Origin of the sequence: Pedobacter africanus, from assembly GCF_040548825.1 — a bacterium.
Taxonomy (GTDB): Bacteria; Bacteroidota; Bacteroidia; order Sphingobacteriales; family Sphingobacteriaceae; genus Pedobacter; species Pedobacter africanus_A.
In genome coordinates, this window is sequence record NZ_JBEPSL010000003.1 from 80,984 (window position 1) to 103,450 (window position 22,467).

25 protein-coding genes are annotated in these 22,467 nt (G+C 42.1%); 12 read left to right on the forward strand and 13 right to left on the reverse strand.

All coding sequences use genetic code 11. From position 1 onward, the window contains the following. From ABIE26_RS16010 to ABIE26_RS16030, 5 genes are all read right to left on the reverse strand, one after another. A complete protein-coding gene (locus tag ABIE26_RS16010) occupies window positions 1-420 on the reverse strand; it encodes a class I SAM-dependent methyltransferase (protein WP_310143576.1) in 420 nt (139 codons plus the stop codon). Window positions 421-464: 44 nt separating this feature from the next. After that, window positions 465-752: a DUF2695 domain-containing protein gene (locus ABIE26_RS16015; protein ID WP_310143579.1), complete on the reverse strand. Its 288-nt coding sequence runs from the start codon at window positions 750-752 to the stop codon at window positions 465-467. Window positions 753-1,268: 516 nt separating this feature from the next. Then, entirely contained in the window at window positions 1,269-2,504 is a 1,236-nt protein-coding gene (locus tag ABIE26_RS16020) for a TlpA family protein disulfide reductase (protein WP_310143582.1), read from the reverse strand. Between the two features lie 95 nt (window positions 2,505-2,599). After that, entirely contained in the window at window positions 2,600-2,977 is a 378-nt protein-coding gene (locus ABIE26_RS16025; protein ID WP_310143584.1) for a helix-turn-helix transcriptional regulator, read from the reverse strand. Between the two features lie 21 nt (window positions 2,978-2,998). Continuing rightward, the gene (locus ABIE26_RS16030; RefSeq protein WP_310143587.1) at window positions 2,999-3,154 is read right to left on the reverse strand and encodes a hypothetical protein; all 156 of its coding nucleotides are present in this window, start codon (window positions 3,152-3,154) and stop codon (window positions 2,999-3,001) included. A gap of 269 nt (window positions 3,155-3,423) precedes the next feature. On the opposite strand from ABIE26_RS16030, the gene ABIE26_RS16035 reads away from it, so the two are divergent. The 4 genes from ABIE26_RS16035 to ABIE26_RS16050 all read left to right on the forward strand — a co-directional run bounded on the left by ABIE26_RS16035 (window position 3,424) and on the right by ABIE26_RS16050 (window position 5,201). Beyond that, complete coding sequence (locus ABIE26_RS16035; RefSeq protein ID WP_310143590.1) at window positions 3,424-3,723, forward strand: hypothetical protein; 300 nt, start codon at window positions 3,424-3,426, stop codon at window positions 3,721-3,723. Between the two features lie 151 nt (window positions 3,724-3,874). Next, on the forward strand, window positions 3,875-4,129 hold the full coding sequence (locus ABIE26_RS16040) for a hypothetical protein (RefSeq protein ID WP_310143593.1): 255 nt from the start codon (window positions 3,875-3,877) through the stop codon (window positions 4,127-4,129). Next, window positions 4,129-4,419: a hypothetical protein gene (locus tag ABIE26_RS16045; RefSeq protein WP_310143595.1), complete on the forward strand. Its 291-nt coding sequence runs from the start codon at window positions 4,129-4,131 to the stop codon at window positions 4,417-4,419. Before ABIE26_RS16040 ends, ABIE26_RS16045 begins: the two co-directional genes overlap by 1 nt. 119 nt (window positions 4,420-4,538) lie before the next feature. After that, entirely contained in the window at window positions 4,539-5,201 is a 663-nt protein-coding gene (locus tag ABIE26_RS16050; protein WP_310143597.1) for a hypothetical protein, read from the forward strand. A gap of 8 nt (window positions 5,202-5,209) precedes the next feature. Here the strand turns inward: ABIE26_RS16050 and ABIE26_RS16055 are convergent, their stop codons facing one another. After that, window positions 5,210-5,557 carry a VOC family protein gene (locus tag ABIE26_RS16055; protein ID WP_310143599.1) on the reverse strand — a complete coding sequence of 116 codons (348 nt, stop codon included), beginning with the start codon at window positions 5,555-5,557 and terminating at the stop codon, window positions 5,210-5,212. 117 nt (window positions 5,558-5,674) lie between these two features. Between ABIE26_RS16055 and ABIE26_RS16060 the strand changes: the two genes are divergently transcribed. Beyond that, entirely contained in the window at window positions 5,675-6,454 is a 780-nt protein-coding gene (locus tag ABIE26_RS16060) for a MerR family transcriptional regulator (RefSeq protein WP_310143602.1), read from the forward strand. 450 nt (window positions 6,455-6,904) lie between these two features. Here ABIE26_RS16060 and ABIE26_RS16065 read toward each other — a convergent pair whose 3' ends face one another. Next, a complete protein-coding gene (locus ABIE26_RS16065; RefSeq protein WP_310143604.1) occupies window positions 6,905-7,162 on the reverse strand; it encodes a hypothetical protein in 258 nt (85 codons plus the stop codon). A gap of 228 nt (window positions 7,163-7,390) precedes the next feature. Between ABIE26_RS16065 and ABIE26_RS16070 the strand changes: the two genes are divergently transcribed. After that, the gene (locus ABIE26_RS16070) at window positions 7,391-7,828 is read left to right on the forward strand and encodes an Hsp20/alpha crystallin family protein (RefSeq protein WP_310143606.1); all 438 of its coding nucleotides are present in this window, start codon (window positions 7,391-7,393) and stop codon (window positions 7,826-7,828) included. A gap of 65 nt (window positions 7,829-7,893) precedes the next feature. Continuing rightward, the gene (locus ABIE26_RS16075; protein ID WP_310143609.1) at window positions 7,894-8,181 is read left to right on the forward strand and encodes a hypothetical protein; all 288 of its coding nucleotides are present in this window, start codon (window positions 7,894-7,896) and stop codon (window positions 8,179-8,181) included. Between the two features lie 23 nt (window positions 8,182-8,204). Here the strand turns inward: ABIE26_RS16075 and ABIE26_RS16080 are convergent, their stop codons facing one another. Both ABIE26_RS16080 and ABIE26_RS16085 read right to left on the reverse strand, forming a co-directional pair. After that, window positions 8,205-8,525, reverse strand: coding sequence for a YtxH domain-containing protein (locus ABIE26_RS16080; RefSeq protein ID WP_310143611.1), 321 nt, complete (start codon window positions 8,523-8,525; stop codon window positions 8,205-8,207). 67 nt (window positions 8,526-8,592) lie between these two features. Then, entirely contained in the window at window positions 8,593-8,964 is a 372-nt protein-coding gene (locus tag ABIE26_RS16085) for a response regulator (RefSeq protein ID WP_310143613.1), read from the reverse strand. A gap of 178 nt (window positions 8,965-9,142) precedes the next feature. Here ABIE26_RS16085 and ABIE26_RS16090 point away from each other — a divergent pair, with 178 nt between their 5' ends. The 5 genes from ABIE26_RS16090 (at window position 9,143) to ABIE26_RS16110 (ending at window position 17,308) form a co-directional block, all read left to right on the forward strand. Further along, a complete protein-coding gene (locus ABIE26_RS16090) occupies window positions 9,143-9,736 on the forward strand; it encodes an RNA polymerase sigma factor (protein ID WP_310143615.1) in 594 nt (197 codons plus the stop codon). A gap of 94 nt (window positions 9,737-9,830) precedes the next feature. Next, the gene (locus ABIE26_RS16095; protein ID WP_310143617.1) at window positions 9,831-11,003 is read left to right on the forward strand and encodes a FecR family protein; all 1,173 of its coding nucleotides are present in this window, start codon (window positions 9,831-9,833) and stop codon (window positions 11,001-11,003) included. 202 nt (window positions 11,004-11,205) lie between these two features. Further along, window positions 11,206-14,748, forward strand: coding sequence for a SusC/RagA family TonB-linked outer membrane protein (locus ABIE26_RS16100; protein WP_310143619.1), 3,543 nt, complete (start codon window positions 11,206-11,208; stop codon window positions 14,746-14,748). A gap of 19 nt (window positions 14,749-14,767) precedes the next feature. Beyond that, window positions 14,768-16,198 (forward strand): RagB/SusD family nutrient uptake outer membrane protein, encoded by a 1,431-nt coding sequence (locus tag ABIE26_RS16105; protein WP_310143621.1) that lies wholly within the window; start codon window positions 14,768-14,770, stop codon window positions 16,196-16,198. Between the two features lie 12 nt (window positions 16,199-16,210). Further along, window positions 16,211-17,308: a TlpA family protein disulfide reductase gene (locus tag ABIE26_RS16110; RefSeq protein ID WP_310143623.1), complete on the forward strand. Its 1,098-nt coding sequence runs from the start codon at window positions 16,211-16,213 to the stop codon at window positions 17,306-17,308. 98 nt (window positions 17,309-17,406) lie between these two features. Here the strand turns inward: ABIE26_RS16110 and ABIE26_RS16115 are convergent, their stop codons facing one another. The 4 genes from ABIE26_RS16115 to ABIE26_RS16130 are packed head-to-tail and all read right to left on the reverse strand — an operon-like array spanning window position 17,407 to window position 22,455. Further along, the gene (locus tag ABIE26_RS16115) at window positions 17,407-18,525 is read right to left on the reverse strand and encodes a TlpA disulfide reductase family protein (protein WP_310143625.1); all 1,119 of its coding nucleotides are present in this window, start codon (window positions 18,523-18,525) and stop codon (window positions 17,407-17,409) included. 27 nt (window positions 18,526-18,552) lie between these two features. After that, the gene (locus tag ABIE26_RS16120) at window positions 18,553-20,100 is read right to left on the reverse strand and encodes a PKD-like family lipoprotein (protein WP_310143627.1); all 1,548 of its coding nucleotides are present in this window, start codon (window positions 20,098-20,100) and stop codon (window positions 18,553-18,555) included. 24 nt (window positions 20,101-20,124) lie between these two features. Continuing rightward, complete coding sequence (locus ABIE26_RS16125) at window positions 20,125-20,970, reverse strand: DUF4843 domain-containing protein (protein WP_310143629.1); 846 nt, start codon at window positions 20,968-20,970, stop codon at window positions 20,125-20,127. Window positions 20,971-20,982: 12 nt separating this feature from the next. Next, window positions 20,983-22,455, reverse strand: coding sequence for a RagB/SusD family nutrient uptake outer membrane protein (locus ABIE26_RS16130; protein ID WP_310143631.1), 1,473 nt, complete (start codon window positions 22,453-22,455; stop codon window positions 20,983-20,985). Between the last annotated feature and the right edge of the window lie 12 nt (window positions 22,456-22,467).

The following is a 22,467-nucleotide window of genomic DNA, read 5'->3' on the forward strand; positions in this document are numbered from 1 at the left end:
TTAACTTAAATTGTATTCAGTTCCGTCTATAAACAGACTGCCATCGCGTTTCAGTATTTCCCTGATCTGTTGTATAGCCAGCTTACCGGCCTCGGGATGGCGCCCATCAAGCGCGCCAACACGCACGGCAAATACCAGATCAAAAAGGGGCTGCCCTGATGGCAACGCAAATTGTTCAATTGCTACCTGCTGAAAGTCCAGGTTTCCCAGGGCAATTTCAGCTTGCGAATTTGCGATTGCCTGTTGGATGGCCTTTGCGGAACGGTCTATAGCCAGAATATAACCAGATTTACCAATACGTTTGTTCACTTCGCGTGCTGCTGAGCCAGGCCCGCAACCAATTTCCAGTACCCGCATTCCTTCCTTTAGCGGCAAGGCATCAATAATATCAGATAGTCTTTTAGATATTGTTACGAGCATAACTTAAATATTAAACACTTTCATTTGATAATTTATTCATTTAATTATTCGAATTGCTCTTCTACGTTTGCGAGAGTTTCACAATCGCAATAACCGCCATTATCAATTAGCCAGCCAATGACATCACCCACTTCATCAATACCTATCGAGTTTAAGAACCAGACTGTTAATGCATGGTCATCATTGCAACCTTCCTTCGCCAGGGCCACATCCAAATAGTCAAACAAGCTTTTAAACTTTTCTCGGCTCATAGGAAGGCCGGCTTCAAATTCTTGCTGAGCCTTCAATCGCAGTTCATCTCGTATTTGTTTGCGTCTGGATTTGTCTGCCATGTTGGTTTATACTTTATGATACTGAACTAAATATACAAATGATATATTTTATTGGGAAAGTGAACGGTTTTTTTAAGTGGTAAGATAGAAGAGTTATGTTGATAATGCGGATATTGTAGCATGAAAAAAGAGATTTCAGCTAAGGAAATTAAAGCCATTATGAAAAGCGAAAACTGAACAGGATAAAATAAAAAACCTGATCACATCAAATAGCATAACGATCCAAAATTACAGCTCCTTAATTGTCAGGTTTTGTGTATCTTGTAATTCTAGAAATCTAAATCGCATTCAGGATGGAGTTATTAATATATACGGTTGTAACAATTAGTGCCATAGTTTTCTTTGTTGTGCAAAGTAAAAAAAAGTCTAAATTGGGCTTGAATTTTAAAAGAGTTTATTGCCCGGCTTGCAATGAAAAGCAACCAATTATTAGAATTCCGAGAGGGAAAAATCAAATATTATACGGGGGCACTACCTGCCCGAAGTGCAACGCGAGTTTAGACAAGTATGGAGAGATTATCTCATAGGTGAAGGTTGGTATGCCTTCTCAAGAAATTTGTCAATTTCAATCAAAGATTTTTCTCCTGTTCCCCTAAAAACTACTTTACCGTTTGGATTGATCAATATCGTAGTAGGATATATCTGGACCTGGTAATCTTTTGTTATTTGCTGTGTACCTGCTCTATCTACAAATAAATGTTCCCATTTCAGATTGTGCTCATTTATTAGCGTTTTTAATTTATCCAAATCTTTTTTATGGTCAAACGCCACACTTACTACCTGTAACCCAAAGCGATTATATTTTCTATGAATGTCTAAAAGCTTTGGTAATGCAGCAATGCAAGGTTTACACCAGCTGCCCCAAAAATCCAGTAACACATATTGCCCCTTTTTTTTATGCAATGAAAACTCTTTGTTGGTAACCAGGTCCTGTCCGGTTATTTCCGGTGCTATTGTGTTTATTGCTCCTGTACTTTTTAGGTAAGGCGCCACATAGGAAAGATACAGGGTGTCATTTATTAGTGATTTTACGGTATATAATTTCTTTCCAATTGGGATAGAATCCTTGCTGCTGTATACATAACGGTTATCTACAGATTCTGGTTTGCCTGCAGGGTCTATACATAAGGAGAATATCTCATTCTTATAAAGAAAAAAGTGGGGGTTATCCACCGTAATTGTCCATTTTGAATGTCCATCGTTATATATTCCCTGTTTATAAGACTGATCTATGAAAGCTACAGCAGGCTTTAATGCTTCTTCAACCGAAGAACTTTCATTATAGGCATCAATTGCAAATGGAACTTGAGCTTGCCTGATTCGTTCACCGTCAAAATAATCTATGTAAACTTCAATTGCGGGGTGTTTTTTTTGCTTATCTAGATCGAAAACCAATACGCTGTCGTCTTTGAAACTTTTGTTTCCATTTTTGTCTACGATCACATATTTCAAATGATCTTTAACCCCTATAAAAACCCCAATTAAATTCCTTGAAATACGGTTTTTAAACAAATAGCTTGTATCAGTAGTAGGATCGTTTTTTAAAAAATACGTATAAGCTGCCTGAGGCATCTTTTTATTGATTACATCCTCCAGGTAGGATTGCATGGTGTTAAATTTGATCTCGGCAATTGCCCATTTGTTGTACCCGGTTGTATCGTAATCTTTGTATCCAGAAATGTCGGTGATTTTCCAGGTTGGCCGGTATAAATTATTGATGCCGTAATTGCCTGTTTTATTTGATAGGGGCATTTTTACAGTTTGAGCAAAACTGTAAAGGTTAATTAAGACAAGAAACAGTAAAATAACTTTTTTCATCTGACACCCAATTTGTTCAAGCTGTAACGCTAAATATGATCTAATATAAACTTAGGGTCTATTTTAAGTTTATTGTAAATGGCCTTAATAAAGAATACATCTGGCTTACGCTTGCCCGTTAATATTTGAGAGAGTTTTGGTTTTCCAATACCCAATTCATCGGCAAGCTTTGCCTGTGAAATTTTCTTCTCAAACATAATCAATTCCAATGCCTGGGGTATAGATTCCGGCTGTTTAGCTGGTTTTAAGCCAAGAACTTCGTCTTCAAATTTCTCTGTAGCTACTGTTAGCGAACGGAGTTTTTCTATTTCCGAATCTGTTAGGTTTGCTTCCCCTTTGTTCATCAGATCGTATATTACTATCATTGTTTCATGATAGTGTTTTTCAGAAGTTATTTGATATTCCATTTCCGGTTTATTTTTTGAATGTTACGTGGGCAGCATTAATTTTATCGTATGCTGTGTGTGTCCCAATAAAAAGGATAATGCTGCTTTTGTTGCTTCGTACCAATTTCCCAGAGGTACTTCGGCATCATTATGGGTACTGGTAAAGGTACTTATAATTGCCTTTGAGATAATTACCATACAAATATAGTGTTTTGTTTTTTAGAATGTAATTTCATTTTTTGAAATGAATTGCAGGGGCTGTTTAAATGGATCCTCGTTGGTAAACTTATATGGTTTTGAAGTTATAGCGGTCAAAAATGCCTGAATAAATTTTACGGATGCTGTTGAGTAAGGTGTTCGATAAAATAGCATCATTAAAAAGAAAGGGAGAAGTGGAATCAATTATGCATGAACAAAAAACTTACATGATTTGATATAAAGAGTTTGTTTAGTAGTAGATTTAAAAAATGTTAGACTTTTATTTAATACGTGATGACCAGGCAACACCAGACTATCCCGAACTGGGCAGCCTTGAACAAGTTGGTGGCCTTGATGAGAAATGTTTTAAAATGCTAAAGGATAAGGGAGTTATCCCAGGGAACTTTGATTATTATACAGACTTTAGGTGGGATACTTCTTTATCAAAACGAATTCTTGAGCATATTCAGGAAGGGGAACTCAAAACCGACAGTTGCGTAGAAAATCTTGTTAGGCTATTGGAGAGAGCAGCGCAGCATAAATGCGGATTGATCGCTTATAGTGATTGAGTTTTATTCAGAATATTGGAGTTTTTTACGAAATATTGCCAATAAATACATTTAATTAATTATTGGTTAATATTGATGATTTGTTTTATCTTTGTGTCAGCGAAGCGCGCTATTATGCAATAGGATTTTTAAACTTAAATAACGAAATTTGATGAAACACCAACTCATTATGCCATCCTCTATAGATCATTTAAGAAACGCTATAATTGATAAGCTAATGGCTATTTCTAATAAGGATTTTTTAGTTGCGCTAAATAAACTTGTGGAAAGTGCCGTAGAGGGTGATTTAGACAAAGAAGAGTTACCAAAACACGTAATCGAAGGAATTAAAAGAGGTCAGGCTGATTTTGAAGCTGGCCGGTATATTACGTTCGATGCCTTTAAGAAAAAACTTTCTGCCAAATAGTGAGTTGGGAAATTTTGATTTCCGAAACTGCTGTCGAAACTTTCAATGCAATTCAGGATCAAATTTTTCAGCGGCTAGGGAATAAGGCGGTTGAAGAATTTGAGAAAAATACTTTAAAAGTTCTGGAGTTAATACAGCATTCTCCGTTTATGTTTAAGGAAACAGTACTTGATTCTAACATTAGAAAGGGATTGATAAAGAAAAGATCATCGATATTTTACGAAGTTAAATCAAATACAATAGTGGTGCTTTTCTTTTGGGATAACCGCCAGGAACCAGCATTTTTTTAGATCTGTTTTGTACAACAAGATCTTTTTTCAAAACAATCCAAAGATATACAGACAATTTTATTGTTACTTTTATTATTCCGAACATATACGCAACTGGTGACTAAAAAAGGTTAAGATCGATGATGAACAAAGATGATTACAAAACATACCGTACGTTTAACGATTACGGATTGGTTCGGGAACTGGAAGCTACATTGGCTGAATATCAAATTGACTATATCACTGAAAACACTTCTCTTCCATTTGATGTTTCATTTGCCAATAATCCGGTAAATCAGGAATACAGAGTGAAACTGAAATCCGAGGATTTTGAAAAAGCGAATGCTGTTCTGATAAAAGAAGCTTCGGTACAACTGGATGAAGTTGATCGTGGGCATTACCTGTTCACTTTTGGTGATGAGGAATTGATGGAAGTGATTTCAAAACGTGACGAGTGGAGTAATTATGACTTTCTGTTGGCTCAAAAAATTTTAAAGGAAAGAGGTAAGGTATTGGGGAATGCTGAACTGGCTGATCTTGAAGAAAAGAGGCTTCAGGAGTTGAATAAGTTTGAACCGATAAATCCAGGCTGGATATATGCAGGTTTCTTGCTTGCCTTATTAGGCGGCATATTTGGAATAATGATGGGATGGTTCATTTCATCTAATACCAAAACATTACCAAATGGTGAAACTGTGTATTGTTACTCCGCTGCTGACCGAAAGAAGGGTAGGGTAATGCTTGTTGTTGGAATAGTGGTACTTGTGTTTTGTTTGATTTTAAGGATTAGCCAGCAAGTATGATATAAGTATTAATGGCTTAGGATGTTGATTAACCTTCCGAAAGGATCCCTGACATAAAATCTGCGCACACCCCATGGTTCATCGGCAGGGCCATACTCAATTTGAAAGCCAGCCTCCACAAATTTTTCCAATGCTTCATCAACATTGTCAACTTCTATAGAGAGGTCGGGTACGGGTGTGTCTGACCCACCCTCGGTAGCGAAGCTGAGCTGTACACTCATCAGATCTGATGAGCCATAAGTTTGGATCCAGCCGTGGTCCATCAAAAGTTCAAGACCAAGAATATCCTTATAGAATACTTCGGCAGCCTTAAAATCAGACGTGAACATATTGCTTACGATTCTTTTAACTTTCATGTTTGAAGATAAGATTTCTTTCAGCGGTTCCTGGAAAGGTTTGTTAATTATTTGAAAATAGTTCTTGACTCTTACCTTGGGTCATAGCCTACCTTTGTTCCATAAAAAATGACCAGCATGAAAAAGCAAGGACACTATTCTGTAAAACAACTGGCGAAACTTGCCGGAATAACGGTAAAAACACTGCACCTGTACGATAAGATCGGCTTGCTTAAGCCTGCTGAAAGAACGGATGCACGCTACAGGCTTTATGGGAAAGAAGAACTTTTGCGCCTGCAGCAGATCCTGTTTTATAAAGAACTGGATCTCCCGTTAAAAGAGATCCTGTTGATTATGGACGACCCCGGTTTTGATCTGATTTTGGCGCTGCAAGGGCATAAGCGTATGCTGCAGGCTAAGAAGGCCAGGATAGGAATCCTGATGAAAACAATTGACAATACCATACATTCACTAAAAAACCAAACCATGTTAAAACTAGAAGATCTATACGAAGGCCTCTCAGCAGATGAAGCCAGGAATTACAGAGAGCAGGCTATTGATAGCTACGGAGAAGAAGTGGTACTCCACGCAGAACAGCATCTGAAAAGCTTAAGCAAAGCAGAGATGCAGGCATTGGTAGTAAAGCAAAAGGAATTGGGAAAAGCCATATTGCTGTTGAAAGACCTGCCTGTTGATAACATCCGGGTACAGGAATTGGTACACAAGCATTATCTGAATACCCGCAAACTCTGGGGAACACATCATGCATCAGACAAACAAGCTGAGGCTTATTACGGACTGGGCCAGCTTTATTTAAGCGATGAAAGGTTTACCAATCAATTTGGTGCCTCGGGGCCTGAATTCAGGGCTTTTATAAGCGAAGCGATAAAGGTTTATGCGAGCAGCAGGCTGGGGTAGGAGTAACTCATTTACTTTCCAGTTCCGGTTTTTGCAAGCGCAATCATAATATCCAGTTCTTTTACAACCGCTTCAGGCGTACCGTCAAAACCAGCTATTTTAAACCGGATATTCCCGCCGCCGTCTATAATGAATTTCGTGGGAAGTCCGGTAATTTTGTATTTATCAGCAACATCAACTCATTATGCCATCCTCTATAGATCATTTAAGAAACGCCATAATTGATAAACTAATGGCTATTTCTAATAAGATTATTTAGTTGCGCTTAATAAACTTATGGAAAGTGCTGTGGATGGTAATTTAAACAAAGAAGAGTTACCGAAACACGTAATAGAAGGAATTAAAAGAGGTCAGGATCAGATTAAAAAGGGGTTAGGTAAAACCTCCGTTTTTCATAACAATTTTTAATCGCTAAGGACGGCAAAATGCGGAGGCAGTTGGCCTTAGCGACTACTTGGGGTAATGTGCGTCAATGGCCCGCCCTATGGCCTCAATTTCTTCCTGCTCCAGATCGCCTTCCAGTAGGTGCCAGCGGTGGTCTGCATCCTGATAAAGGACACCCAGGGTTTCGTTGTCTCGGCTTACACGGTAGTTCCGCTCATGTTTTGGATCTGGGGCCGGATAGTATGTAGTGATAGTAAATGTTAAGGGTTCAAGTCCGGTATTGATAGCTACCGATATGTTAAATATTTCTTGTTCTTCCTGCATGACCTGTTTAATTTACAGAGTAAACATCTGCCAGCTGAAATAGTTAGCTTAAATGAATTTTTGACATTCAGAAACTGAAAATTTTTCATTCCTGCTGAAATTTTTTCAGCCTGAAGGGGTGTTTTTGGCATTGGCATTTTGCTTGTACTAAAGTTTGGGAACCTAAGGTTCAAGAGTTTAATTAATTATAAGTTTTAATCATTAAATCAAATTAAGGAGGAAAAACCTATGACACTGGTTAAATTTAATCCAAAAAGTAACACATCATTAATGCCGGGCTTTAATGATGTTTTCGATTCTATTTTAAACGACACCTTTTTTTCTGATCGCATGATGACTAAGGTGCCTGCGGCGAACATTTCTGAAAGTGCTGATCATTTTCATGTAGAACTGGCTGCCCCTGGGCTAAAGAAAGAGGATTTTAAACTGAAGCTGGAAAGGGATGTCCTGAGCATTTCGGTAGAACAGGTAAATGATGATCAACATCAGCAGCGTAATTATGCCAAACGGGAATATAGTTACAGTTCGTTTGTGCGCTCGTTTACCTTACCTGAAAGCGCAGACCAGAACGGAATAGAGGCCAAGTATACCGATGGGGTATTGTGCATAGCAATCCCGAAACGCGAGGAGGCGAAAGTACAGTCCCGTCAAATTGAGATTAAGTAATTGATTGTTTTAAAATTTAGGTTAACTGGGCCGCCCTTTGGGGTGGCTCTTTTGTGTTATGGCTTATGGAAACAAGTTATGAGATTTCGTTAAATATAAAAACACTGAAAGGTATGGAGACTTATGGGTGTTTCCCGCTGGGAAGGGACGAGGGCTTTGCCCGGTCTGTTTTTGGATTGCTGCAGGGAGAGGATTTGGTTTTTCCCAGTTCGGTAATTACGGTTGATTTTATAAAAAGGGAAAAGGGCGTGCCTTTTCCGCTTAGTTTACGTCACTGTAATTATGAGCAGTTAGCGCATAATGTAAAGCTAATTACTAAAGAGTGGTTTAAGTACTTGAACTTAGACGGGTAAAGGAATAACACTTTGCTGAGCTTTTAGCTCAGGCTTTGTTCTGGATGGGCTGTAGCTGCATGTGCATTGTGGATAATGCTTTTGATGTCAGACTTTGGCTTTTTCCCTGCATTCTGATCTTTTGGATCTGAAATTGGTTCTGCAGTTTCATCTGTTTCCTGGTGGTCAAATAGGTTGTTTACAGTATCGCAGATTTTTTGCCGCATCAGTTTTCCCTTTTCTGTTGCAAACAAAATACCTATTGCGGCACCTACTGCAAGTCCTCCGATAAGTAATGTGATGGCTGTTGTTCTGTCAGACGATTGTGGGGTAAGTAATGACCCGATTATTTTCTTAGTTTTCATAGTGATAGATTTAGGTTTCCCATGATATTGTTTTTTAAGGATGTGATAATCTCCAAAGATTGGCAGGTTATGCGGCAGGCAAATACTGCTTAATTTTATGGAGCAGCAGGTTCAAATCAAATGGTTTTTGTAAAAACTCTTCTGCTTCACAACTTCTTGCAACGTCCTCATTTGCATGTGCAGACATCATCAGGATGGGCAGGCGCTCACTGCGTGGATCGTTTTTAAGCTGATGGCATAGATCAATCCCGTTTCCGTCAGGTAGTTTTACATCCATAAGGAACAGATCGGGTAATCCATATTTTAAGGCCATGATAAAGTCTTGTGCTGTTGTCAGCACTTTAACTTCAAAACCTTCTTCATTTAAAAATAATTCCAGTATAAATCCAATGTCAGAATTGTCTTCAACTATATAGATGCATGGCTTGGGCATGTTCATAGGTTTCCAGGATTGATGTTTATGGATAACCCCCGGGAACATAAAATGTTTTGGCTAATTTCATGCAAGGAATATTGCAGCTTTAGTTAAAATGGCGGCGCAAAATGGATTGATTTAAGATTAAGGTAAACTTTCGCTACCTTGCATTGATTTTGCTTACGTTTATCCCTGGATAAAAATGTCGATGAAACCCCTTGGCAATGAAACAGAATTGCTGGTAAAAATTGCCGGAGGGGATCAGTATGCTTTCACAATTCTGTTTAATCACTATGAACGCTTTGTTTTCACTTTTGCCCGAAGCCTTACACATTCTGAGCAATTGGCCATAGATATTGTTCAGGAAAGTTTTTTGAAAGTTTGGGAAAAGCGAAAAAAGTTGCCGGAAGTTGAGCAGTTTTCTGCCTATTTAAACCGTTTGGTCCGAAATCATACGTTTAATGTGCTTCGGAATATATCCCGACAAGTGAAGGCTTCGGCCCAGCTAGACGCTGCCGAAGCTATTGAAGAACAGTCGACAGGCAACCAACTGGACTACAACGAGACCCTTCGCATCGTCAATGAAGCGGTGGAAGGCTTAACCATGCAACAGAAACAGGCATTCAGGTTATGCCACCAGCAAGGGCTGAAATATGAAGAAGCCGCTGAGCAGATGAAGGTATCACCGCAAACGGTAAATGTACATATGAAAATTGCGCTGAAAAAAGTGCGTGAACACCTGCAACGGCATGCCATAGTATATCATGTGATTGCATTGGCGCTATTACGCAAATAATTATTTGGTTGTTTATCAGGCAGATGTATATTTTTTGATTTTCAACTACCTGTAATTTTAATTTTTAGTGTCAATGTAAATAGAAGCTAACTATATGGAGACACAATCGACACAGAGACTTAAATATTTATTCCACTTACAGATCAGCGGGAAAGCTACTGAAACTGAATATTCAGAGTGGATGAACTACTTTGATGATCCCTTGTATATCCCTGTTATTGATGAATTGATGGCAGATGCTTTTGCCGAATCAGACGGCCGGTACAGTTTGTCGGATTTTCAGCGTAAAACCGTCCTTAACCGGGTTTTTAAGCAGCCTGTAACAATGCCGGCCATTGAGAAAAAGATTTGGAAGATGTGGATAGCTGCTGCTGCAATGCTGATTATCCTGGGTAGCTGGTTTTATTATAGCTTTAACCAAAACAATGGCAGTAAGGGCAGGCAGGACCTGCTTGCTGCACGTAATATCGGTCCGGGCAAAAATGGGGCTACAATTACACTGAACAACGGTGAAACCATCCAGCTGAGCGACACGCAGAATGGGGTGCTGATTGCGGGTGATGGTTTGGCTTATACCGATGGCAGCCCGGTTAGTTCGGATCTTAAACTCCGTTCAGGACAAGCTGCGGAGCTGACAGCGAGTACTGCAAAAGGACAGACTTACATTTTTACTTTGCCTGACGGGACTAAGGTATGGCTCAATGCTGAGTCGAAAATATCATTTGCACAGCAGTTTGTGAAAAAGACCCGTGAGGTGTTTTTAGAGGGGGAAGCGTATTTTGAAGTAACGAAAAACAAGCTGAAACCCTTTATTGTGAAAAGCAGGAACCAGCAGGTAGAAGTATTGGGTACGCATTTTAATGTGAGCAGCTATAAAAATGAAGGCAGTGTAAAAACCAGCCTTCTTGAAGGAAGTGTACGTGTGCGGCAAACCGGAACTGCCGGGAATGAGGTAGTTTTAGAACCCAGCCAGCAGGCTAACAATAATTTTAACAACTTAAAGATCAGTCATGTTGATCCAAAGGAAGTGCTAGACTGGAAGAACGGTGGCTTCGCTTTTAACGGTGGCGATTTTGCTGCGGGCATGCGGAAAATAGCCAGGTGGTATAACGTAGAAATTATTTACGACCCTGTAGCTGTTCAGAAAATGGAGATCGGCGGTTTTGTTTCCCGGAAAAACGACCTGGCTACGGTATTGAAATTTATAGAATCAACGGGGCAAGTTAGGTTTGCCGTTGAAGGAAGGAGGGTTTTAGTGAAGAATTAGTACAAAAAACAAACCAGAAGCACGTTTGCACTCCTGGTTAGAATTTGGCACAATCAAATATTATCAACTGTTAAATGCAGCTTGTCTTTGTTTTCGAAGACTGACAGGCAAGTTGCTCAAACCAAACTAAACGTAAATGTATCAAATTTATACTAAAGAAACTGGTATGCCCGCTATGGTATACCGTAAAATTATGCTGATAATGCGATTAACCACCGTGATACTAATAGCATCCCTTATTCAGGTGAGCGCCGCTACTTTTGGTCAGCGAATTACACTTAACGGCCGGGCCGTTCCACTTGAGAAGCTGCTAAAGGAAATCCAGGCACAAAGCGGCTATGATTTTATTTATGACTTAAACGTGGTTAAACAATCGGGGCGGGTAAATGTTGCTGTAAAGAATGTTCCGGTGGAAGACGCCCTGCATAGCGTGCTTTATGGCCTGCCGTTAACCTATAAAATTGAGAACGGAAAAGTCTCCATCAGAAAGAAAGAAGCGCTTTCTGCCCTGGCTAATTTAATAGCCCATCTGGCTGATATTGATGTGAGGGGCCGGATACTTGATGAGAAGGGGATTCCCATGCGTGGTGCTACCGTTAAACTGAAAGGTACTGCCAAAACCGCAACTACCGATGACCAGGGTGAGTTCCTGTTAAGGAACGTTCCGGAAGACGGGATTATTGAAATCTCTTTTGTTGGGTACGAGAAAATAGAATTAAAGGCCGGAAAAAACCTGGGCACAATTAAACTTACCGCATCGAGTATGGGATTGGTTGAAGTGCAGGTAGTGAACACGGGTTACCAAAAAATTGCACAGGCAAGGGCCACGGGTGCAGTTACCACAGTAACATCAGACCAGCTGAAAACCCGCTTTACACCTAATATTATCGACAATTTAGAAGGTCGTGTTGCCGGGCTTGTAAACTATGGCGGCCGCATAGCAATTCGTGGTACAGGAACGCTGTTCGCAGAAAGCAGGCCCCTGCTGGTGGTGGATGGTCTTCCGGTTGAAGCCGCCTATGAAGACCTGAACCCTTATGATGTGGAATCGGTTACTATCCTTAAAGATGCCGCTGCCGCTGCGATCTATGGCGCGCGTGCATCCAATGGGGTGATCATTGTGACCACTAAAAAGGCAACCGATCTCAATAAAATAGATATCGAGGTCTCTTCCAATACAACGGTATGGCAAAATAGAAATATTGACTATGCAGACAACTGGTACATGACCCCGGAGCAACAGGTGGATAAGGAAAACGAATATTACAAATGGCAATATAACGATGCCCCAAATGCCGCTGCCTTTTTGACCAGTATAAAAAATTCACTTGCAGGAACAGGCAGTTTTGGTATGAATATCACTCCTGTACAATATGACCACTACCTGTTAAAAACCGGGGCAATACAGCAGGCCGAATTGGACCGCAGGCTGGCCCAGTATAAAACCCAGAATTTTGCAAAGGATTATGCCGATAATATTTTAAGACAACGCGTGCTGCAAATGCATAACCTCTCTGTACGTAACCGTACCAACAACTTTCAGTCTAACCTGGTGCTGAATTATAAGGGCGACAATACAGGTAAGGTAACCGATAAAGAGAACCAGTTGAATATTTTTTATAAGGGTACCTACGAGATGACCAAGTGGCTGTCAATCAATTTTAGCGTAAACAATATCCTGCAGCGCGCTAACCAGCGAAGAAGCAACCTGGTTGAAAATATGATGGACCCGTTTAGCCTACCCGCCTATTATAGCCTGTTCAAACCAGACGGCAGCCAGGCCAATATCTCTCCGGGCCTGGGTTATTACAACTCTTATTCAACCTGGGTAGAAGACAATAAGGCGCTCAGGCCAATGCATTATTATCTGCTGGATGAGATTAAACTGAACAAACACAAGATCGAAAGGCAATATACCCGTTACCATGGAGAGTTACTGTTTAAGCTGATGGAAGGCCTTACCTTTAATACCCAATATGTTTACGAGGTAAACCGTCAGTCTGAAAGTAACTATTCGGAAGCCGACAGTTATTTAATGCGTTTGATGCGAAATGTTTATACCGTTAAAAATACCAATGGCACTTACCGTTACATGATCCCGCAAACTGGTGGGCGGTTAGCTACAGAAAATACCCAGGGTAACAACTGGACTGCCCGCGGGCAGGTCAATTTTAGCCGTGTCTTTAAAAATGTTCATAATGTAGACTTCCTTGCAGGTGTTGAGTTTAGGGAAACCAATACCAAGGGCACAAGAAACCTTTACCTGGGCTGGGACGATCAATTGCAATCGCAATCCACAACAACGGTTAGCTACCCCGAACTGTGGAATGTAAGCAGTACCAGCTTCTATGCACCAGGATATCCTGCCAGGCAATTCATTTTTACACCGTTTATCGAGAACGCCATCACACCGAGTGGTCTTGCTGAAGTTCGCCGCCGTAATGCATCTGGCTATGCCAATTTGACCTATACTTACGACAGGCGCTACAATGTATTCGGGTCTCTCCGTAAGGATTTTGCTGATGTTTATGGTTTGGCCACTGAATTCCGCGGGGCTCCATTCGGATCTGTAGGTGTGAGCTGGAACCTGGATCAAGAGCGTTTTATGGAAAAGTATAAGGATGTGAATTTGCTGAAACTGAGGGCAAGTTATGGGTATACCGGTAACATTTATCAGGGGGCCACAAGTTACATGACCGCCACAACAGGGCAGGTGAATAACCTAACGGGCCTTCCCCTGGCAACTATTGAAAGTCCCGGAAACCCGGAACTGTCATGGGAAAAAACAGGTACCATTAACATCGGTACTGAGTTTGCGCTGTTCGATTCCCGGTTAAGAGGGGTAGTGGATTGGTACAACAAAAAAAGTGAAAAAGTTTTCTCTAACCAGACTTTAGATGTTACCAAAGGTTTTACCAGTCTGGTGAGGAATATGGCCAATGTGAAAAATAATGGTGTGGAATTAACCCTTGCCTACGATTGGTTCCGGGCCAAAGATAGAAACGGATTTTCCTGGACAACCTCAGGTACGGCATCCTGGAACAAAAACGAAGTTACGCGCGTAGAAGTTCAGGCGAACAATGCCTATCAGATCGTAAGCATCGGATATAAAGAAGGCTATCCTGTGCGCTCACTTTTTTCCTACAAATTTGCAGGGCTAACACAGAATGGTGTACAATCCTGGTATGCTGAAGATGGCAGGATCATTCCTGATGTCGGCGTTCAGGTAGCGACTCCCGGATCGGTTTACTTTACCGGGCAGGCAGATCCGAAGCATACCTATGCCATGGAAAACCAGTTGTCCTGGAAAGGCTTTAGCCTGAACCTGATGATGGTGTATTATGGAGGTCATCACATGCGTGCCAACCAGGTGCAGATTATGGGAGGTCCCGGCGCAGCCCCGATAAGGTCATGGTACCTGAATTCCTGGACACCTACCAATACCAATACCAACATACCAGGGGTTGGGCAATACAACAATTCTGGTGGTACACAGCCCGCTGTGCAAAACAATACGGACACATTTGTGCATGCAGCCGATTTTCTGAAGATACGCAATTTTGTATTGGGCTATGATATGCCACGGACAGCGGTTAGTAGAATTGGGTTAAACAACCTGAGGCTACGTTTCCAGGTCAATAACCTTCCTGCCCTCTGGAAAAGTAACGACATTGGCGTAGATCCTGAAACCCTGGGCATAAGGCTTCCTACAAGTTATGTTTTCGGAGTTAATTTTAATTTTTAAGGACCAATAACTAACGAACATGAAAAATATATTATATACCATAGCGATCGTATGGGTTGGCCTGCTTAGCGGTTGTGAAAAATTCACTGAAATAGAGCCAAAAGGCAGAAACCTGTTAAGTACAGCGAGCGATCTGGACCTGTTGCTGAATGACTCTTATTCTGGGTTTTCTGTGGTGAGGACAGGGGCACTAACATCGGGAATATACAATGTGAACCTTGCGCTCCTAAAGAAAGAACCGATCAAAACCTTTAATTATGCCACTATATTTTGGGACGCAAGCATAGACCGTGCGGCATTAAGGCCAAGCTGTAATATTTACGAACCCATTTACAGTGTAATCGGGAAAATCTGCAACCCGGTCATAGCACGTGCTGATGCAGCCAGGGGAGACCGCTTACTTATAGACCGGTATAAAGCGGAAGCGTATGTGTTACGGGCCTGGTTTCATTACCTGGCGGTGAATATCTTTGCCAAAGCTTATAACCCGGCAACAGCAGCTACCGATGGGGGTGTTGTATATGCACTGGAAACAGATCTCGTCTCTGAACCCTCTAAAAAGTATACCGTAGCAGAGGTTTATGAGCTCATTCTTAAAGATCTCGATAACGCCTTTAAGTTGAATGCACTGCTGGATCAGGGTGTCAATCAACAACGTGTGGGCAAATCATTTGCTTATGCAGTACAGGCGAGGGTGCTGTTATCTATGCGGAAGTTTGATCAGGCGCTGGTGGCTGCGCGAGCGTCACTTGCCATCAACAGCCAGCTTGATGACCACAACAATATGCTGGTAGACTATCCTGTAACTGGTGTATCGCCCAACCCAAAAGGATGGGCAAGGCTTAGGCTTACCAGTAAAGAAGATCTCTTTATTACACCTTCAGTAATGTACCTGACCTGGTTTTCCCCTGAACTAATGGCCCAGTTCGACCCAAATTCTGTGCTTTACAATTATATGCCTACACAGGTCAATATTCCTTTTACAGCTGATTATGGCAATTCGATTTTTGGGATGCCAGGCGAAAAGGCAGTATGGAGTTTAGTTGGCGCTATACAATCTGAAGTAAGTGGTGCGGGGCTTACCTCGGTTGACATGCGTTTGGCAGAAGCCGAATGTTTAATGCGCAATAATGATCTTGGCGGAGCTAAACAAAAGCTGGAAGATATCCGTAAGATGAGAATCATCACCAGCAGGTATACAGCATCACCAGCTTCATCCAGGGCTGAGCTATTTGCACTGCTCAAACAACTGTCAAGAAGTGAAAATTTTAACACTTTTAAAGACATGATTGACCTGAAACGCTGGAATACCGAACCGGAATTTGCGGCAAACCTGCGCCGGACGATCCTTGGCGATACCTACACCCTGACCCCTCAATCGCCATTGTGGATTTTCCCCTTCCCGCAAAATGCTACCAGTTTTAATACTAACTTAACACAGAACTACTAAAGATTTTTAACCATGATAAATATAAAAAAGTCGATCACGTTTTTATTAGCTGTATTTATTGCTGCAGCAGGTATGGCGCAGGAAAAGAAAATATTGACGGTAGGGGATGTTGCCCCTGAAATACAGTATTCCAGATGGTTAAAAGGAACCCCTTTTAAACCAGATCAAAAAGACATGGTTTATGTCTATGAGTTCTGGGCTACCTGGTGTGGTCCATGTATTGGTGCCATGCCGCACCTGTCGGAACTGGCCCGGAAATATAAAGGCAAAGCCAAGGTAGTAGGCGTTAACGTGTGGGAAAAGACAAAAGATCAGCCCTATGAATCGGCAATTCCGGCCGTTGAAAAATTTGTAAACGGGAGCGGTGACCGTATGGATTACAATGTGATTATGGACAATAATGCACAGCATATGGGAAACAAATGGTTGCTGGCTGCTGGTCAGAAAGGAATTCCTTCCACTATTGTTATAAAAAACGGCATTATCCAGTGGATTGGACACCCCATCAAATTGGACGGGCCATTGGATAGCCTTGTTAATGGTACTTTTGACCTGGAGGCTTTCAAAAAGATATATGCAAAAAGACAGCAGGCTTCCAGTAAGCAAAATGAGCAGATGGACCGGATCTTCAAGGCTGTAAAGGATGCTGCTGATGCCGGAAATTTTGAGCTGCTGGCCAAAAGCATTGAAGACGGTACGAAGGAAATCCCATATTTAAAAGGCGCACTTCAGGCCAGAATGTTTGAAGCGTTATTGACAAAAAAGACACCTCAGGATGCATTTGCCTATGCTGATGGAATGCTAAAGGAGTCTCCGGGCTTTAAAACAAGCCTGGCCATGATGGTATTGGAACAAAAGAACCTGGATAAAACCAGCTACACAAAGGCAATAGAATGGCTGAAAAGCGGCACACCGAACTCTATGATCCTGGAAAAAATAGCCGATGGTTATGTTAAAATCGCCGACTTTAAAAGTGCCGTAGCAGCAATGGAGCAAGCTGTTGTTAAAGGTGAGGAAGAATTGAAAGATGAGCGCTATAAAGGCCGTATTTTCGACTATACAGTTGAGGGGTATAAGACGAAAATACAGGACTTAAAAAAGAGGATCTGATTTTCTGTCTTCAGGTTCCCTGCCAATACACAAAAAGCCTTAGAGAAATCTAAGGCTTTTTGCTGCCGGAACTATTTTTTCTATGCTGCCGGTGTGCATCAACGTGTAAGTTCGCTGATCTTGTTAAAAAGTGTTTCTGCCCTAAGATTGGTCGCTACAATTTTACCTTTACTATCTACCAAAATATTCTGTGGAATTGCCCGGATGCCGTATAGTTCGGCAGCTGGTTCTTTCCAGCCTTTCAGACTCGAAACATGGTACCAGGGCATTCCGTCTTTTTCGATTGCTTCTTTCCATTTGTCTGCTTTGTCATCCAGAGATACACTCAGTACGGTAAAGCCTTTGTCTTTGAAAGCATTAAAGGTTTTAACCACGTGCGGATTTTCTTTACGGCAAGGGCCGCACCAGCTGGCCCAGAAATCTACCAGGGTATACTTGTTTTTGCTGATCACCTCTTGCAGGCTCAGTTGCTTGCCTTCCGGGGTAGTAGAAACAAAGTTAAGGTAGGGTTGCCCGGTCATCTTACCTTTAACAGCCATAAGTCTTTCTCCCAATTGTTTACCCAGTGGCGTACCTTTGAGTTCCGGGCTTAATTTTGAGTAGTAGGGGAAAGTGGTTTCGTAGTTGATAAGACCGCCTGGTGCATTTTTATCTAAATAATAAAGCGAAATATAGGACGCAGGATGCTGGCTGACAAACTGGTGGATGGTTTCACGTTTGTACAAATGGTATGCATCAATACCTGCCAGAATTTTACCCATAAAGGCTTTCTTTGCTTCCCCCTCGGGCATTTTTTTGAAGGCCCTGAAACCACCAAAAATTTTGTCATCGGCAGGCCTCAGCTTTTTAGCCAGCAGTTCATGCTCTTCGGCTAGTTTTGTACCGCTGATGCTGGCATAATGAATGGAATCTTTGGCCGATATATGGATCGTTCCTTCAGACAGGAACAGGTCTATTCCGTCGCCCTCCTCTTCATTGCCCAGGCTTAGCTTTCCTACAGTTGGTGCATTTACATGGCCTGTTAATTTGAATGCCCCATTTTTAATTGCTGTACTGTCTGCCTTTTTGGTTTTTGCATCTTCATAGTAAAGTTTGATGAACTTGCCGTTGAGTTTGCTGTTTACTTTACCCTGAATGTTAAAGTTTCCGGATTGAGAAAACACGGAAATGGGTAGGAGCGCCAGCACCAGGATAGTTGTTATTTGTTTTTGGATCATGTTTTTTTAGTTCAAAGTGTTTTTGTATTAGTTAACAGCCCGCCAGTTGATGTCTTTTATCTTTACCAATCCGCTCCAGGTGCTGTTGCCCTGGAGCAGCAATTCAACTGTGTTGGGATCTGAGCCAACCATGAAGCGGCGTAGTGTGCCTTTACTGGCACTGTTGTAGGTAGCCACATACAGGCTATTGGTAAGATGATCTATCTGTGTATCAAACTTAATCATCGTGACCACATCGTTGCCAATATTGCTAATGGTGTAGCTCCTTTCGTTGCCCGGATTGTAATCGTAGGCATAAAGCTTGTTGCCTACCGAGTAGAAGACCACGGTACGCTTAGATGAAAAAGCATAATGATCTGCTTTAGCAAAATCTGTAGCTATGGGCTTCACCATGTAGTAATTTCTTTTGGCAGGGTTTGTACCGTTTGCGTAGAATTTATAAATATGGTGTGTATTGTCGGCATCTTTCATGATGGCGAAAGAATTGCCCTGGGTTGATCCGCCATCTGTATTGCGCGTATTTTCTGCGTATACCAGGCTTCGTCCGGCCGGTTGGTTCCAGGGGAAAATGGCGTTAGGTGCATCTGCGAGCACGCTGGAAACATTTCCTGCAAAATTGGTAAACATGAGGAAGCGCTGGTTTTGTGTGTCGTACCACATAAATGAGCTCATGCTGCCAATTGGATAGAGCAGGTATGGGGCTGCAGGCAGCCGGGTTTCCAGGTTTGGTGCAACCCTGTTTACGGGATTGTTGAAAAAATCTCCTCCGGTTAAAAAAGGCGAGGCGGCAAACACATCTCCACCAACGGTAAGCATGGCGCGGTAAAAAGTACTGCCAACGGCTCCTGCCGCTGTACGGATTTGAGGGGCCAGCGCAATGGGGTGCAATGTTTCAGGGTTAATAGGTTCGGATATGTACAATACCCTGCTGAAATTGTTGGTAACAGTGCCCGTCATGGTAGCGCGGTCCAGATAATAAGAACCTGTTTTTGTGAATGCCCATAGTTTCGTTTCGCGATCGTTGCCCCCGGTATGCAGCAGGCTTACCGGTTCCCGTAAGCGTGGAAGCCCGCTGGTAGACAGGATGTGAGGTATATACACGGTGTCTGTGATCATCGAAAGCATCTCGGCCTCGGCATAACCCTGTTCATCTTCGCCCATAATGAGTAGACCCCGCGAAAAGCCTGTACTTACCGTAATTTTGGTATTGGCTGTCCAGGTAACACCTGTTTGCTTGTCAAGTACCCTGTAAAAGAGATCGTATGTGGAGGGGTTTACTCTTACCGCATATTCGAGGTCTTTGTTTCGGCCAATGGTGTCAAAGGCGAGCGTACCTGTTTTTAGCACCCAGAAGTAGGTATAACGGTTCGCATCTGCCTGGTCAAGACTGGCAGCAATATCTGGCTTAATGCGCAGTGTATCTATACCGGTTTTTACCACGTAGTCACTTTTTACACCTTTTATATTGAGCTCATTGATTGTATTGTATTCATAGTTGCCCAGATCTTTGCTGCAGGAGCTCACTACAACTATGGAAAGCAGACTGAGGATATAGTAATTTAATGATCGTTTCATTTGATTTTATAAATTAAGTGATGGTCAAGGAACATAGGGTACACCAATAATAGATGTCCATGGGACTGACCCAATAAACATCAGCCGGCCGTCTTCTTCCAGTACCGGTTTTTTTTCATTGAAACGTTTGATCAAAATTGCAGAGGCATCGGCGCCAACCAATATGGAACGGGCCACGGGCATAGACTCTTCACTTTCGAAATCTTCATACTTTAATCCCAGGTTTTCGATCAGGAATTCCATTTTTCTTCGTGTAAAGACACCAAATAGCCCTGACTCTTTATTGCCTGGCTGAAGGGAGCCCCGCCAGATTTCTGGTTGTACCATAATGTCGTTTATCTTTAAGGTATGCAGGCTGGCATCAAATTCCGGCACAACAGTGCCCGATGTGAGCGTCGGAATGGCATCCCATTCAGGGAACGACAATTCAAAATCTTTGGTAGCTACCAGACGCAAGCCCAGGCTTACGGGTTTGTCTTTTAGGTCTGGTGTGCGTTTCAGGCGAACAGTTATAAAGGTACTTATTGCACCGGGGGGGATGATCCATTCTGCCTTTAATGGTTCGTAATGTGTGCCGGCAATGGCCGTAGTAGAATCGGGGTTCACTTCTAAACGGAAACTGCGGGCATAATCTTTTACTGCTCCGGTAATTGTGACCATTACCGGAAATTCAACCACATCTTTACCGATCCGTACAAATTCTACGCTGCTGAAAGGCACATAAGGCCAGTAACTTTCCAGGTATTTGTTGCCATTACGAACGGAGAAGTAGACACCTTCTTTTCCCTTATAGGGTATAATTTCCTTTTCGCAACCTGCAAATACCATTGCAAGTTGGAAAAGAAGGAGGTAAGCTAATATTCTTTTCATCTTCTTATCAGGTTAGTTTCTTTGTGAAGTTTCGCTGTCCGGAAGCGGAACTGTATAATTGTTCAGTACCATTGTTTTTTCTGGGCTTATTGACGGTGTGGCGTGGTTTGGCACAGACTGGTAGCTGTTTCTTTTGTAAAAAAAGAACTGTTGGCCTTCGCCAAGCATTTCGCGCCTGGATTCTTCACCAATTCGTAATTTTAATTCGGCAGCAGTAGCAGCGGTACGGCTTACGCTGTTGCGGGCGGTTCTTAACTTATTAAAATAGGCTGTCGCAGCTGTAAGGTCTGGATGACATTCTGCGGCAATTAGCAATACCTCCGATAGGCGTATCAGCGGAATCATATACCGGCCAGGTCCATCTACTACATCGGCATATTTCATGTTTGTAGTTGCAGTAATGGTGCCCGATGATGCGCTTTGCCAGATTCGCCGACGATAATCGTTATCGTCATCATAAATGGAACTGACACGTGCGGTGTTGACATCTCCTCCGCTAAAGGACAGCTTGGTATTTTCGTTAAGGTTTACATTGAAAAGCCTGTCGTACATTTCTACGCGTTTGATGTCCCATAGAGAGAACATCACTTCCGTAGAGAACATACGGTCTGGCTTATCGGCACTTGTGGCGCTGGCAAATGTAACATAAGGGAAGATATTTTTATCCGGCCTTTGCACCTCGTTCAGCAATTCTTCTGCCTGCACCAATGCGTCGGCCTTATTGGCCTGCCAAAGGTAGGCGCGGGCCAGCAACGCTTTGGCAGCATAGTAATTTAAACGGTACTGACGATAATACAGGTCATTAGGGCCTGTAGTATTAGCACCATTGCGCACCCCTTCTGTCCGCACGGGGTCGGTGTTTTCCAATAGTGATAATGCAGTCTTGAGGTCGGCAATTACCCGTTGCATTACCTGTTCAGAATTCAATAGCGGTGAAACCTCGTAGCCAACTTTGTCTACATAAGGGATAGCTGACCTGGTTTTGTTTGCATCTGTGTAAATAGGACCAAACAACCGGAGCATATCCAGGTGCAACATTGCACGTAGTGCAAGTGCCTCACCTTTAATAATGCCAAAGTAAGGCTCTGGCAGCTTTTGGCTTGGCGCATCACCGCATTTGCTGATGATCACATTGCAATTGGCAATAAGTTCGTAAGCTTTGCGCCAGGTATCGTCAAAAGTTGTTTTTACATTGGCATCACCATAAACGAAGGTGCTAATGTTGTAAAATGAATGGACAGAGCTTGTTAAATAGTAATACTGTGCAAGCACATCTATTGCACCTGTAGTCATATTTTCGCCGTACAGGTTTTTATGTGTCATTTCTACATATATACCATTCAGCGCTTTTAAATACCCTTCTTTATTGCTAAAGAGTTGGTTTTCATCCAGACGGTCGGTAGGTTTTATATCTATCCATTTGCTGCAGGAAAGCAAAAACAGGCTTAAAAAGAGGCATATGTATGTTTTGTTTATTGTTTTCATGTGTTACCGTAT

Bases quoted from the DNA above. Each gene is read 5' to 3' on its own strand.
- ABIE26_RS16010 (WP_310143576.1), bottom strand. From the start codon at position 420: ATGCTCGTAACAATATCTAAAAGACTATCTGATATTATTGATGCCTTG.
- ABIE26_RS16015 (WP_310143579.1), bottom strand. From the start codon at position 752: ATGGCAGACAAATCCAGACGCAAACAAATACGAGATGAACTGCGATTG.
- ABIE26_RS16020 (WP_310143582.1), bottom strand. From the start codon at position 2,504: ATGCCCCTATCAAATAAAACAGGCAATTACGGCATCAATAATTTATAC.
- ABIE26_RS16025 (WP_310143584.1), bottom strand. From the start codon at position 2,977: ATGGAATATCAAATAACTTCTGAAAAACACTATCATGAAACAATGATA.
- ABIE26_RS16030 (WP_310143587.1), bottom strand. From the start codon at position 3,154: ATGGTAATTATCTCAAAGGCAATTATAAGTACCTTTACCAGTACCCAT.
- ABIE26_RS16035 (WP_310143590.1), top strand. From the start codon at position 3,424: ATGTTAGACTTTTATTTAATACGTGATGACCAGGCAACACCAGACTAT.
- ABIE26_RS16040 (WP_310143593.1), top strand. From the start codon at position 3,875: ATGAAACACCAACTCATTATGCCATCCTCTATAGATCATTTAAGAAAC.
- ABIE26_RS16050 (WP_310143597.1), top strand. From the start codon at position 4,539: ATGATGAACAAAGATGATTACAAAACATACCGTACGTTTAACGATTAC.
- ABIE26_RS16055 (WP_310143599.1), bottom strand. From the start codon at position 5,557: ATGAAAGTTAAAAGAATCGTAAGCAATATGTTCACGTCTGATTTTAAG.
- ABIE26_RS16060 (WP_310143602.1), top strand. From the start codon at position 5,675: ATGAAAAAGCAAGGACACTATTCTGTAAAACAACTGGCGAAACTTGCC.
- ABIE26_RS16065 (WP_310143604.1), bottom strand. From the start codon at position 7,162: ATGCAGGAAGAACAAGAAATATTTAACATATCGGTAGCTATCAATACC.
- ABIE26_RS16070 (WP_310143606.1), top strand. From the start codon at position 7,391: ATGACACTGGTTAAATTTAATCCAAAAAGTAACACATCATTAATGCCG.
- ABIE26_RS16075 (WP_310143609.1), top strand. From the start codon at position 7,894: ATGGAAACAAGTTATGAGATTTCGTTAAATATAAAAACACTGAAAGGT.
- ABIE26_RS16080 (WP_310143611.1), bottom strand. From the start codon at position 8,525: ATGAAAACTAAGAAAATAATCGGGTCATTACTTACCCCACAATCGTCT.
- ABIE26_RS16085 (WP_310143613.1), bottom strand. From the start codon at position 8,964: ATGAACATGCCCAAGCCATGCATCTATATAGTTGAAGACAATTCTGAC.
- ABIE26_RS16090 (WP_310143615.1), top strand. From the start codon at position 9,143: ATGTCGATGAAACCCCTTGGCAATGAAACAGAATTGCTGGTAAAAATT.
- ABIE26_RS16095 (WP_310143617.1), top strand. From the start codon at position 9,831: ATGGAGACACAATCGACACAGAGACTTAAATATTTATTCCACTTACAG.
- ABIE26_RS16100 (WP_310143619.1), top strand. From the start codon at position 11,206: ATGCGATTAACCACCGTGATACTAATAGCATCCCTTATTCAGGTGAGC.
- ABIE26_RS16105 (WP_310143621.1), top strand. From the start codon at position 14,768: ATGAAAAATATATTATATACCATAGCGATCGTATGGGTTGGCCTGCTT.
- ABIE26_RS16110 (WP_310143623.1), top strand. From the start codon at position 16,211: ATGATAAATATAAAAAAGTCGATCACGTTTTTATTAGCTGTATTTATT.
- ABIE26_RS16115 (WP_310143625.1), bottom strand. From the start codon at position 18,525: ATGATCCAAAAACAAATAACAACTATCCTGGTGCTGGCGCTCCTACCC.
- ABIE26_RS16120 (WP_310143627.1), bottom strand. From the start codon at position 20,100: ATGAAACGATCATTAAATTACTATATCCTCAGTCTGCTTTCCATAGTT.
- ABIE26_RS16125 (WP_310143629.1), bottom strand. From the start codon at position 20,970: ATGAAAAGAATATTAGCTTACCTCCTTCTTTTCCAACTTGCAATGGTA.
- ABIE26_RS16130 (WP_310143631.1), bottom strand. From the start codon at position 22,455: ATGAAAACAATAAACAAAACATACATATGCCTCTTTTTAAGCCTGTTT.